The organism is Pseudomonas sp. 14P_8.1_Bac3, from assembly GCF_025466085.1.
In the GTDB taxonomy this organism is placed as follows: domain Bacteria; phylum Pseudomonadota; class Gammaproteobacteria; order Pseudomonadales; family Pseudomonadaceae; genus Aquipseudomonas.
In genome coordinates this window covers 1-11,909 of sequence record NZ_JANLOD010000050.1, presented here as the reverse complement: position 1 = coordinate 11,909, position 11,909 = coordinate 1, and the positions used below count along the sequence as shown (strand labels likewise).

General features: G+C 59.6%; 15 protein-coding genes. 1 reads left to right on the top strand and 14 read right to left on the bottom strand.

Translation table 11 applies throughout. The features are described from left to right. Position 1: 1 nt before the first annotated feature. The 14 genes from NTD84_RS16090 to trmJ all read right to left on the bottom strand — a co-directional run bounded on the left by NTD84_RS16090 (position 2) and on the right by trmJ (position 10,937). Complete coding sequence (locus NTD84_RS16090) at positions 2 to 1,054, bottom strand: helix-turn-helix domain-containing protein (protein WP_262167281.1); 1,053 nt, start codon at positions 1,052 to 1,054, stop codon at positions 2 to 4. After that, complete coding sequence (gene pilW, locus NTD84_RS16085) at positions 1,054 to 1,812, bottom strand: type IV pilus biogenesis/stability protein PilW (RefSeq protein ID WP_262167278.1); 759 nt, start codon at positions 1,810 to 1,812, stop codon at positions 1,054 to 1,056. Before pilW ends, NTD84_RS16090 begins: the two co-directional genes overlap by 1 nt. A gap of 17 nt (positions 1,813 to 1,829) precedes the next feature. Next, the gene (rlmN, locus tag NTD84_RS16080; protein WP_262167276.1) at positions 1,830 to 2,972 is read right to left on the bottom strand and encodes a 23S rRNA (adenine(2503)-C(2))-methyltransferase RlmN; all 1,143 of its coding nucleotides are present in this window, start codon (positions 2,970 to 2,972) and stop codon (positions 1,830 to 1,832) included. A 28-nt stretch (positions 2,973 to 3,000) separates the two neighbouring features. Beyond that, positions 3,001 to 3,426 (bottom strand): nucleoside-diphosphate kinase, encoded by a 426-nt coding sequence (gene ndk, locus NTD84_RS16075; RefSeq protein ID WP_007916882.1) that lies wholly within the window; start codon positions 3,424 to 3,426, stop codon positions 3,001 to 3,003. Between the two features lie 92 nt (positions 3,427 to 3,518). Then, positions 3,519 to 3,719: a Fe-S cluster assembly protein IscX gene (iscX, locus tag NTD84_RS16070; protein WP_262167272.1), complete on the bottom strand. Its 201-nt coding sequence runs from the start codon at positions 3,717 to 3,719 to the stop codon at positions 3,519 to 3,521. 15 nt (positions 3,720 to 3,734) lie between these two features. After that, positions 3,735 to 4,076: an ISC system 2Fe-2S type ferredoxin gene (gene fdx / locus NTD84_RS16065; protein ID WP_262167269.1), complete on the bottom strand. Its 342-nt coding sequence runs from the start codon at positions 4,074 to 4,076 to the stop codon at positions 3,735 to 3,737. Continuing rightward, a complete protein-coding gene (gene hscA / locus NTD84_RS16060) occupies positions 4,076 to 5,941 on the bottom strand; it encodes a Fe-S protein assembly chaperone HscA (RefSeq protein WP_262167267.1) in 1,866 nt (621 codons plus the stop codon). The genes fdx and hscA overlap by 1 nt, the downstream gene beginning before the upstream one ends. 51 nt (positions 5,942 to 5,992) lie before the next feature. Then, entirely contained in the window at positions 5,993 to 6,514 is a 522-nt protein-coding gene (gene hscB / locus NTD84_RS16055; protein WP_262167433.1) for a co-chaperone HscB, read from the bottom strand. 8 nt (positions 6,515 to 6,522) lie between these two features. Next, positions 6,523 to 6,846 (bottom strand): iron-sulfur cluster assembly protein IscA, encoded by a 324-nt coding sequence (iscA, locus tag NTD84_RS16050; RefSeq protein WP_123435026.1) that lies wholly within the window; start codon positions 6,844 to 6,846, stop codon positions 6,523 to 6,525. Positions 6,847 to 6,880: 34 nt separating this feature from the next. Next, on the bottom strand, positions 6,881 to 7,267 hold the full coding sequence (gene iscU / locus NTD84_RS16045; protein WP_003443374.1) for a Fe-S cluster assembly scaffold IscU: 387 nt from the start codon (positions 7,265 to 7,267) through the stop codon (positions 6,881 to 6,883). 84 nt (positions 7,268 to 7,351) lie between these two features. Then, positions 7,352 to 8,566 carry an IscS subfamily cysteine desulfurase gene (locus NTD84_RS16040; protein WP_262167261.1) on the bottom strand — a complete coding sequence of 405 codons (1,215 nt, stop codon included), beginning with the start codon at positions 8,564 to 8,566 and terminating at the stop codon, positions 7,352 to 7,354. Positions 8,567 to 8,616: 50 nt separating this feature from the next. Beyond that, entirely contained in the window at positions 8,617 to 9,108 is a 492-nt protein-coding gene (gene iscR / locus NTD84_RS16035; RefSeq protein ID WP_262167258.1) for a Fe-S cluster assembly transcriptional regulator IscR, read from the bottom strand. A gap of 279 nt (positions 9,109 to 9,387) precedes the next feature. Further along, positions 9,388 to 10,164 carry a serine O-acetyltransferase gene (gene cysE, locus NTD84_RS16030; protein ID WP_262167256.1) on the bottom strand — a complete coding sequence of 259 codons (777 nt, stop codon included), beginning with the start codon at positions 10,162 to 10,164 and terminating at the stop codon, positions 9,388 to 9,390. Between the two features lie 2 nt (positions 10,165 to 10,166). Continuing rightward, positions 10,167 to 10,937: a tRNA (cytosine(32)/uridine(32)-2'-O)-methyltransferase TrmJ gene (gene trmJ / locus NTD84_RS16025; protein WP_262167254.1), complete on the bottom strand. Its 771-nt coding sequence runs from the start codon at positions 10,935 to 10,937 to the stop codon at positions 10,167 to 10,169. A gap of 146 nt (positions 10,938 to 11,083) precedes the next feature. On the opposite strand from trmJ, the gene suhB reads away from it, so the two are divergent. Then, positions 11,084 to 11,902: an inositol-phosphate phosphatase gene (gene suhB, locus NTD84_RS16020; protein ID WP_016984379.1), complete on the top strand. Its 819-nt coding sequence runs from the start codon at positions 11,084 to 11,086 to the stop codon at positions 11,900 to 11,902. The last annotated feature ends 7 nt before the right edge of the window (positions 11,903 to 11,909 follow it).

Below are 11,909 nucleotides of genomic sequence, written 5' to 3'. Positions count from 1 at the left end.
CTTATTGACCCAACTTCAGGCGAGCAGTCTCGCCACTGGTGAACGGAGCGACATCAACCACCTGTCCGTTGTAACTGACCTGCGCGCCACGGGCGAAGCCCAGGCGCACGGCGAACGGCGGCTTGCCGCTGACGCTGACGTTTTCGCCTTTACGCTTCAAACCACTCAACAGCACCTTGCCGGTGCCATCGGTGACTTGCGTCCAGCAATCAGCGGTGAATTGCAGTTGAACCTGACCCTGGCCGGCCACCGGAGCCGCCGCTGCCGGAGCAGGAATGGTCGGAGTGACCGAAGCGCTGGCAGGCGGGTTCGATACGACAGGAGCGGTCGGCGCTACCGGCGTCGTGACAACCGGGGCGGTGCCGTGCGCCGGTGCCGCAGGCGCAGCGTTGTGGGTCGGTGCGGCGGGCGCCGGCGCAACCGGTGCCGTTGGAGTTGCGGGCGTAGTGGCTTCAGCTTCGGCCGGTGCTTCAGTGGAATTCTCGGCTTGCGGCAATGCCAGCGACGTCGAGCCTTCAGCCTGACCTTCCGCGACCGCCTGGTCTTCCGGCTCGTCCAGCGGATGGATCTGGGTGGTGCCGTCGGCGCCTTCGACTTCAACGTGTTCCGGGCTCAGGCTGGTCACGTCTTTGGCGCGCTGCGAGGTTTGATCCTGCCACCAGACGAAACCACCGCCGATCACGGCGATCAGTAGCAACAGGCTGACAATACGCAAAATGGTGTGGGACACCCGCACCGGCTCTTCGATACGGCCCAGGCTGTGGACGTTGCTGCCTTGGGAGTCGGTGCCGGTGGATTGGTCGAACTGCTGGACCAGAACGGTCTGGTCCATGCCCAGCAACTTGGCATACGCGCGAATGTAACCGCGAGCGAAGGTATGCCCAGGCAGCTTGTCGAAAGCGCCGGCTTCAAGATTGCTCAGGGAATTGACGGTGAGGTTGAGCTTGAGGGCCACTTCGGCCAGCGACCAGCCATTGCTTTCGCGGGCCTGGCGCAATGTCTCACCGGGATTAACGCGATTCGCTGCTACAACTTCGGGATGCGCCGCTTTCATCATTGCTCCGACAGGTATTGCTGATATTCCGGCGTACCGGGATAGAGTCGTTTTAGTTGCAGGCCAAAACTGGCGGCCTTGTCGCGATCTTCGAACACTTTTGCCAGCCGGACGCCGAGCAATAGACTACGTGCATTTTGCTCGGTGAGCAGGCTAAAACGGTCGTAATAGTCACGTGCGGGCACATAATGCCTGTCTTCGTAAGACAACTCAGCCATTTCCAGCAATGCACGGGGTTGTTGACGGTTCAAACGCAGGGCTTTTTCCAGTTGCTGCTGGGCCAGGTCGCGCTGACCAAGCTTCGAAGCGGTCATGCCCAGGTTCTCGAACACTCGTGAACGCTCAGGATACAGGGTATCGGCAGCGGCTTGCTCGAAGCGCTCGTAAGCCTCTTTATAGCGCTGCTGTTCGAAAAGAAAACTGCCGTAGTTATTCAGGATTCGCGCATCTTTAGGCCGAGAGGACAGCGCCTTGCGAAAATGTTCGTCCGCCAGCTCCGGCTCCATTTCCGCCTGAAACACCAGCCCCAGCGCAGCGTTGGCGTCAGGGTCAGAATTGTCCAGCTCCAGTGCCTTTTTCAGCGGCACCTTGGCGCGCTCGGTCATGCCCTGCTGCAAGTAACCCAGCCCCAGTTGCACGTAGGCAACACGCGCTTCGTCGCGGCCCTTGCTGGTCTTCATCGGGTTGAAATCGCCCGAAAGGACGCAGCCAGTACAAAGACTGGCCAACAGCACAAGCAGCGCGAAGCGCAGGGACATAGAGATCCTCTCTTGATTTATTTCGCGGCGTTCTGCGCCATATCGTTTTCGGCGCTCAACTCGCGCACGGCGATATAACGTTCGCTGCGACGGGTGCGATCCAGCACCTGCCCTACCAATTGGCCACACGCGGCATCGATGTCTTCACCGCGGGTGGTGCGCACAGTGACGTTGAAGCCTGCATGGTGAAGCTGATCCTGGAACCGGCGAATCGCGTTGTTGCTCGGACGCTCGTAACCGGAATGCGGGAACGGATTGAACGGAATCAGGTTGATCTTGCACGGGATGTTCTTGAGCAACTCGATCATCTCGACGGCATGTTCAACCTTGTCGTTGATGTCCTTGAGCAAGGTGTACTCGATGGTCAGCACGCGCTTTTCGCCCAGGGACGACATGTAGCGCTGGCACGACTCGAGGAGCATCTTAAGCGGATATTTCTTGTTGATCGGCACCAATTGGTTACGCAATGCGTCGTTCGGTGCGTGCAGGGACAACGCCAGGGAGACGTCGATGTGCTTGGCCAGCTCATCGATCATCGGCACCACGCCGGAGGTCGACAGGGTCACACGGCGTTTGGAAATGCCGTAACCGAGGTCGTCCATCATCAGATGCATGGCCGCCACGACGTTGTCGAAGTTCAGCAGCGGCTCGCCCATGCCCATCATCACTACGTTGGTGATGGCACGGTCGGCGGTCGCCGGGATGCTGCCGAACGATTTATTGGCAATCCACACCTGGCCGATGACTTCGGCGGCGGTGAGGTTGCTGTTGAAACCTTGCTTGCCGGTGGAGCAGAAACTGCAATCCAGGGCACAGCCTGCCTGGGACGAAACGCACAAGGTGCCGCGTTTGCCCTGGGGAATGTAGACGGTCTCGACGCAGCTGCCGGACGCCACGCGCACCACCCACTTACGGGTGCCGTCGCTGGATATGTCCTCGCTGACGACTTCAGGACCGCGAACTTCGGCAATAGCCTTGAGCTTGTCGCGCAAGGCCTTGCTGACGTTCGTCATGGCGTCGAAATCATCGACGCCAAGGTGGTGAATCCATTTCATTACCTGACCGGCACGGAAACGCTTCTCCCCGATCGAGTCGAAGAATTTTTCCATTTCCTGCTGAGTCAGCCCCAGCAGGTTGGTTTTTACAGTCGATGTAGTCATGGATTCACCTTCACTCTTAAGCCAATGCTTAGCGAGTGGTTACTTCAGTAGCGGCGAAGAAGTACGAGATTTCGCGAGCAGCAGCGGCTTCGGAGTCCGAACCGTGTACAGCGTTGGCGTCGATGGAATCAGCGAAGTCAGCGCGGATGGTGCCGGCAGCGGCTTCTTTAGGGTTGGTAGCGCCCATCAGCTCACGGTTCAGAGCGATAGCGTTCTCGCCTTCCAGAACCTGAACGACAACCGGACCGGAGATCATGAAAGCAACCAGGTCGCCGAAGAAACCACGAGCGCTGTGCTCAGCGTAGAAGCCTTCAGCTTCGGCTTTGGACAGTTGCTTCAGTTTCGAAGCTACAACGCGCAGGCCTGCTTTTTCGAAACGAGTGGTGATCTCGCCGATGACGTTTTTTGCAACAGCGTCAGGCTTGATGATGGAGAAAGTACGTTGAACAGCCATGGTGTAACTCCAGAAACGGTAATTTGTGAAAAATTAAACCCGCGAATTATACGCGGGTTCTTGGGTATTGCCTAACTGCGTACGGTTCAGACTCAGTCTGCTTCTTCGATCCAGGCGGCCTGAATGGCTTCAAGCACCTTCTCGCCACCGCGATTCGGATCATCGTTGAATTCCGGCAATGCCTGCACCCAACGCGACAGTTCGACGAAGTTCACGTAGCGCGGATCGACATCCGGCTTCGATTCTGCCAGCTGGATGGCGATTTCCAGCACATCAACCCATTTCAGACTCATGACAGCTCCTTTGAATCAGTGCGGCGCTTCGGCTGCATGGTTGAGCGAGTATTTCGGAATTTCGACGGTCAGGTCTTCGGTCCCGACGATTGCCTGACAGGCCAGGCGCGATTGCGCTTCCAGACCCCAGGCGCGATCGAGGAAATCTTCTTCCAGTTCGTCCGCTTCTTCCAGCGAATCAAACCCTTCGCGAATGATGCAGTGACAGGTGGTGCAGGCGCAGACGCCGCCACAGGCATTTTCCATCTCGATGTGGTGCTCGTGCGCCAGATCGAGAATCGACGTACCGGGCTCGGCTTCCACAACCATGCCGTCCGGGCAAAACTTATCGTGTGGCAGAAAAATGACCTGCGGCATCAGTTATCCTCGATTTCATTCAGGTTGCGCCCCGCCAGCGCGGCTTTCACCGTCGAGTCCAGGCGGCGGGCAGCAAAGGCGTCGGTCACTTGCGACAGACGCTTGGTCTGCTGCTCGATGGCGTAACCATCGGTGCCTTTCATCAATTCGGTCAGTTCCTGCGTCTGCAATTCGATGACCATGCGCTCTTCGGCATCGAGCAAGCGCTCGCCGTCGACATCGAGAGCGGCCTGTACCGCTTCGATCAGGCGCTGAGCATCGACCTGCTGCTCACGCAGTACGCGGGCGACCTTGTCGTCGTTGGCGTGCTGGAACGAATCCTTGAGCATCTTGGCGATCTCGCCGTCGGTCAGGCCGTAGGACGGCTTGACCTGAATGCTCGCCTCAACGCCTGAACCCAATTCCCGGGCCGACACGCTGAGCAGGCCATCGGCATCGACCTGGAAGGTCACGCGAATCTTCGCTGCACCCGCTACCATCGCCGGAATGCCGCGCAATTCGAAGCGCGCCAGGGAGCGGCAGTCGCTGATCAGCTCGCGCTCGCCCTGCAACACGTGAATCGCCATGGCCGACTGGCCGTCTTTGTACGTGGTGAAGTCCTGGGCGCGGGCGACGGGGATCGTAGTGTTACGCGGAATCACCTTCTCCATCAGGCCGCCCATGGTTTCCAGGCCCAGGGACAACGGAATCACATCGAGCAGCAGCAGTTCGCCACCATCGCGCTTGTTGCCTGCCAGCGTGTCAGCCTGGATCGCGGCACCAATGGCCACCACTTGATCCGGGTCGATTTCGGTCAACGGTTCCCGACCGAAGGCTTCAGCGACGGCTTCGCGGACGCGAGGTACACGTGTCGAGCCACCCACCATCACCACGGCGTGCACTTCTTCCAGCTCGACGCCGGAGTCACGCACGGCGCGACGGCAGGCTTTCAGGCTGCGCGCGACCATTGGCTCGATCAGCGCATTGAAGGCTTCGCGCGTCAGCTCGGCTTTCCAGTCGCCATAAGCGACTTCAACCGATGACGCATGGGTCAGCGCTTCTTTCGCCGCACAAGCGGTTTGCAGCAGATGGCGTTGCGCACCCGGATCGAGGTCAGCGGACAAACCGGCGCTCTCGATGATCCAGCCAGCGATCGCATGATCGAAGTCGTCGCCGCCCAGGGCACTGTCGCCGCCGGTGGCCAGCACTTCGAACACGCCGCCGGTCAGGCGCAGGATCGAAATATCGAAAGTGCCGCCGCCCAGGTCATAAATCGCGACCAGGCCTTCAGCGTGTTGATCCAGACCGTAGGCCACCGCCGCGGCGGTCGGCTCATTGAGCAAACGCAACACGTTGAGGCCGGCAAGCTTCGCCGCGTCCTTGGTGGCTTGGCGCTGGGCGTCGTCGAAGTAGGCCGGAACGGTGATCACCGCACCCACCAGTTCGCCACCCAACGCTTCTTCGGCGCGCTGACGCAACACTTTCAGAATATCGGCAGAGACCTCAACCGGGCTTTTCGGACCCTGGATGGTGTCGATGAACGGCATGTGCGACTCGCCGCCGACAAAGCGGTACGGCAGTTGTTCGCCCAATTGCTTGACGTCGGACAGACCACGACCCATCAAGCGCTTGACCGACAGCACGGTGTTCAAAGGATCGGTAGCAGCCGCCAGCTTGGCCGATTCGCCGACTTCGACGCGATCGGCGTGGTAGCGCACGGCGGATGGCAGGATGACCTGGCCATCAGCGTCAGCCAGAGGCTCGGAAAGACCACTGCGCAACGCAGCGACCAGCGAATTGGTAGTGCCCAAGTCGATCCCCACAGCCAGACGACGCTGGTGCGGTTGAGGACTTTGGCCGGGTTCGGCGATCTGCAGTAGGGCCATCGTGATCAGGACTTATCTGTATATCAGGCGTGCGACCGGAGCGGCACTGGGTTAATCGTCGAGGCGCTCTTCTAACTGGCGCACTTCGTAGGTGAGCTTGTCGAGGAACTGCATGCGCCGCATCAGGCGCTCGGCCTGCTCGCGTTGCGCTGCATCATTCCAACAGGCTGCGAAGCTTTGGTTCAGCTCATCCTGCGCCGATTTAAGGCGACGCTTGAATACCGCAACACCGGCCAGATCGGCACTGTCCTGCAGGTCTTCGAGCTCTTCACGCAGCGCCATCTGCTGCAGAAGAAACTCCGGATCATGCACCGTGACCTCCAGTGGCAGCTCGCCACCGTTCAAAGCGAGCAAGTATCGCGCGCGCTTCGGGGGGCTCTTGAGCGTCTGGTAGGCCTCGTTGAGGCTCGCGGATTGCTCTAGCGCCAACCGCTGCTCGCGCTCGGAAGCGTCCGCAAAACGGTCCGGATGAACACTGCGCGCCAACTCACGGTAGCGCGTCGCCAGCTGGTCGAGGTCCAGGTTGAAACTCGGTTGCAGCTCGAATAAAGCGAAATGACAAGGAGTACCCACAAGAAGCCTCAGATATTGAAGCTTTCGCCGCAGCCACATTCACCGCGGACGTTGGGGTTGTTGAACTTGAAGCCTTCGTTCAACCCTTCCTTGACGAAATCGAGCTCGGTGCCGTCGAGGTAGGACAGGCTCTTGGGGTCGATAATCACTTTCTCGCCGTGACTTTCGAACACCTGATCCTCTTCCACCACCTCGTCGACAAACTCCAGCACGTAGGCAAGGCCGGAACAGCCTGTGGTGCGAACACCCAGACGAATCCCTTCACCTTTGCCGCGCCCGTCTAGGGAGCGTCGCACGTGTCGAGCAGCCGCTTCTGTCATGCTGATAGCCATCGTTGACTCCTTACTCGTCGCAAAATCTTGAAGATCAGATCAAGCCTTTCTTCTGCTTGTAGTCGCGAACGGCCGCTTTGATAGCGTCTTCAGCGAGTACGGAGCAGTGAATTTTCACTGGCGGCAGGGCCAGTTCTTCGGCCAGTTGAGTGTTCTTGATGGTCTCTGCTTCATCCAGAGTCTTGCCTTTCATCCACTCGGTCGCCAGGGAGCTGGAGGCGATGGCCGAACCGCAACCGTAGGTCTTGAACTTGGCGTCTTCGATGATGCCTTGCTCATTGACCTTGATCTGCAGGCGCATTACGTCGCCGCACGCTGGAGCGCCGACCATGCCGGTACCGACATCCGGGTCTTCTGCGTCCATCTTGCCGACGTTACGCGGGTTTTCGTAGTGGTCGATGACCTTTTCGCTGTAAGCCATGATTCTCAATCCTCACTCATCAGAGAGTCGCTCTTGAAGCCCCGGGAACTGCGTTCGACGGGGCTGGTTTGCGGCGACTTGAAATCAGTGTGCCGCCCACTCGATTTTCGAAATGTCGACACCGTCTTTGTACATGTCCCACAGCGGCGACAGAGCGCGCAGCTTGGTAACGGCCTCGCAGACTTTCTGCGCGGCGTAGTCGATTTCTTCTTCGGTGGTGAAGCGACCGAAGGTGAAGCGAATCGAGCTGTGTGCCAATTCATCGTTGCGGCCCAGGGCGCGCAGTACGTACGAAGGCTCAAGCGAAGCCGAGGTGCAGGCCGAACCGGACGAAACCGCCAGATCCTTGAGTGCCATGATCAGCGACTCGCCTTCAACGTAGTTGAAGCTCAGGTTCAGGTTGTGCGGGACGCGGGCGGTCAGGCTGCCGTTGACGTACAGCTCTTCCAGGCCTTCGACCTGCTTGAAGAAGCGGTCGCTCAGGGCTTTGATCCGGACGTTCTCGGCCGCCATGTCTTCCTTGGCTACGCGGAACGCTTCACCCATGCCGACGATCTGGTGGGTCGCCAGGGTGCCGGAACGCATGCCGCGCTCGTGACCGCCGCCGTGCATGGTCGCTTCGATGCGCACACGCGGCTTGCGGCTCACGTAAAGCGCGCCGATGCCTTTAGGACCGTAGGTTTTGTGGGCGGAGAACGACATCATGTCGACTTTCAGCTTCTGCAGGTCGATCTCGACCTTGCCGGTGGACTGAGCGGCGTCGACGTGGAACAGGATGCCCTTGGAGCGGGTCAGTTCGCCGATCGCTGCGATGTCGTTAATGGTGCCGATTTCGTTGTTCACGTGCATGATCGAAACCAGGATGGTGTCGTCGCGCAGGGCGGCTTCGACCATCTCCGGGGTGACCAGGCCGTCGGTGCGAGGCTCGAGGTAGGTTACTTCAAAGCCTTCACGCTCCAGTTGGCGCATGGTGTCGAGGACAGCCTTGTGCTCAATCTTGGTGGTGATCAGGTGCTTGCCTTTGGTGGCGTAGAAATGCGCCGCACCCTTGATTGCCAGGTTGTCGGATTCGGTGGCGCCGGAGGTCCAGACGATTTCACGCGGGTCGGCGTTGACCAGGTCTGCGACCTGACGACGGGCGTTTTCGACGGACTCTTCAGCTTTCCAGCCGAATACGTGGGAACGGGACGCCGGGTTACCGAAGTTTCCGTCAACCAGCAGGCATTCACTCATCTTTTGCGCGACACGCGGATCAACCGGGGTGGTCGCAGAGTAATCAAGGTAAATCGGCAATTTCATGGACTATCTCCTAAATCAGGCTGGCTGGCGTGCCGTTAGCTCTTTGGCTGTCATTCGACGGCGGACGCTTCAATCTTGTCCAGGCGCGGCGTCTTGCTGCTGCAACGACGCTGGTCCTGACGCTGGGCTACCTCTTGTACCTCACGGCGAGTGACAAGATCAGCCAAGCTGATACCGCTCAGAAATTCGTGAATCTGCAGGCTCAGGTCGCACCACAAGTGGTGAGTCAGGCAGGTGTCGCCTTGATGGCAATCGCCCTGGCCCTGGCATTTGGTGGCATCGACCGATTCGTTGACCGCATCGATCACCTGGGCCACCTGAATGCCCTGCATGTCGCGGGACAGCTGATAGCCGCCGCCGGGACCCCGGACGCTGGACACCAGATTGCTGCGGCGCAACTTGGCGAAAAGCTGTTCGAGGTAGGACAGGGAGATGCCTTGACGCTCGGAGATATCGGCCAGGGACACCGGCCCGTGCTGCGCGTGCAACGCCAGATCGAGCATGGCGGTCACGGCGTATCGGCCTTTTGTAGTCAGTCGCATGGACAATTACCACGGAGTTCGGAATTGGGGCGAGTATGCAATTCCCGAGTATTTAAGTCAACTATAAGACCTAGTACTTTAGTCAGGTTTACCCGCAAAAGAGCGGCCGCATCATAGCAAAGGCTGGCTGGTTACAGCCAGCAGTACCGCGTTACCGTCCCTTGTAGGAGCGAGCATGCTCGCGATGGACTCAAGAGCGCCGCTGGGTGTCAGGTGACCAGCGTCATCGTTGACGACCTTCGCGAGCAAGCTCGCTCCTACAGGGATCGTGGCGAACCCTTAGCCGGCCTGGCTCTGGTCCTTGTCCTTCACACACGCAAAGTCTTCTTCACGCAGCTCAGGCAGATCTTTCGCACAGTAATTGCTGCCCAGATCCTTCAGCGCCCCGCACATCCCCTCCAGACGACCATCGACCGCCTGCAGGTGGTCGAGCAACTGGTTAATGGCGCGGGCCACCGGGTCCGGCATGTCTTCACCGACACCGTAGGCATCGAAACCGATCTTCTCGGCCATGGCTTTGCGCCTGGCATCCTGCTCTTCATCGGACTTGACGATGATCCGCCCAGGAATGCCGACCACGGTCGCGCCAGCAGGCACGGCCTTGGTCACCACGGCATTGGAACCAACCTTGGCACCCGCTCCCACGGTGAACGGGCCCAGCACCTTGGCACCGGCGCCAACCACCACGCCATCTTCCAGAGTCGGATGGCGCTTGCCCTTGTTCCAGCTGGTGCCGCCGAGTGTCACGCCCTGATAAAGCGTGACGTCGTCGCCGATCTCAGCGGTTTCGCCGATGACGATGCCCATGCCATGGTCAATAAAGAAGCGACGCCCCACCTTCGCCCCCGGATGAATCTCGATCCCGGTCAACCAGCGACCGAAGTTCGACACCAGCCGCGCCAGCCATTTCAGCTCGGCACGCCAGAATGTGGCGGACAGGCGATGAATCCAGATCGCGTGCATGCCGGGGTAGCAGGTCAGGACTTCAAAGGCGTTGCGCGCTGCCGGGTCTCGATGGAAAACACTCTGGATATCTTCACGCAAACGCTCGAACATTTTTAATCCTTCCGCTTCAGAAGCTCGCCACGGGCCGCTTTTTGGGTTTCCGTGAGGATGCCACGCAATATATTCATTTCCGCCCGGCTGACCGAGCTTCGTCCGTACAACCGACGCAGGCGCGCCATCAAGTGCCGCGGTTTTTCCGGATCGAGGAATTCGATGGCCACCAGGGTTTGCTCCAGGTGTTCATAGAATCGCTCCAGCTCGTCCATAGTCGCCAGCTCAGCGCTTTTGACGGAGGCCACTTCTTCCTTCTCGACCTTGCTCGGCTGGCCTTGGGCCGCGAGCCAGGACATGCGCACTTCATAGCTCAACACCTGCACCGCTGCCCCGAGGTTCAGCGAACTGAACTCGGGGTCTGATGGGATGTGCACGTGATAATGACATCGCTGCAGCTCTTCATTGGTCAGGCCGGAATCTTCACGACCAAAGACCAAAGCGATCTCGGCGCCCTGCCCCGCTTCCTCGACCACTTTCCCACCGCATTCGCGGGGATCGAGCAATGGCCAGGGGATGCGCCGGTCTCTGGCACTGGTGCCGAGCACCAGATTGCAGCCGACCAGGGCATCTTCCAGGGTGGCGACGACTTGGGCGTTTTCAAGGATGTCTCCGGCGCCGGAGGCACGAGCATCGGCCTCGTGGTGCGGGAACAACCGTGGTTCGACCAGCACCAGCCGCGACAGGCCCATGTTCTTCATGGCACGCGCAGCCCCGCCGATATTGCCGGGATGGCTGGTATTGACCAGGACGACACGAATGTTATGCAGCAAGGGAGGCGCTCTCGAACACAATAAAGGGGAGCAGAATCTTACAGAGCATCCTACCGTTAAGCTATGAAAGCGAACACCGACCTTCACCTGTAGAAAAGTTCTGATAGAATGCCCGGCTTTCTTTAACAACCTTAGGTGACACATCCATGCAGCCCATGCTGAATATCGCGCTGCGCGCCGCCCGCAGCGCCAGTGAATTGATCTTCCGCTCCATCGAGCGCCTGGATACCATCAAGGTCGACGAAAAAGACGCCAAGGATTACGTATCCGAGGTGGATCGCGCCGCTGAACAGAAAATCATTGACGCGCTGCGCAAGGCGTACCCGAACCACTCGATTCGCGGCGAAGAAACCGGCCTGCACGCCGGAACCGGGATCGAAGGCGAAGAATACCTGTGGATCATCGATCCGCTGGACGGCACCACCAACTTCCTGCGCGGCATTCCTCACTTCGCTGTCAGCATCGCCTGCAAATACCGCGGTCGCCTGGAACACGCCGTTGTTCTGGACCCGGTTCGCCAAGAAGAATTCACCGCCAGCCGTGGTCGCGGCGCTCAACTGAACGGTCGTCGCCTGCGCGTCAGCGGCCGCACCAGCCTGGACGGCGCCCTGCTGGGTACCGGCTTCCCGTTCCGTGACGACCAAATGGACAACCTCGACAACTACCTGGGCATGTTCCGCGCCCTGGTCGGCCAGACCGCCGGCATCCGCCGCGCCGGTTCGGCGAGCCTGGACCTGGCCTACGTGGCTGCCGGCCGCTTCGACGCGTTCTGGGAGTCGGGCCTGTCCGAGTGGGACATGGCCGCAGGCGCCCTGCTGATCCAGGAAGCGGGCGGCCTGGTGAGCGATTTCACCGGCGGTCACGATTTCCTTGAAAAAGGCCACATCGTTGCCGGCAACACCAAATGCTTCAAAGCAGTCCTGACGGCCATCCAGCCGCACCTGCCAGCCTCGCTGAAACGCTAAGCAAGCG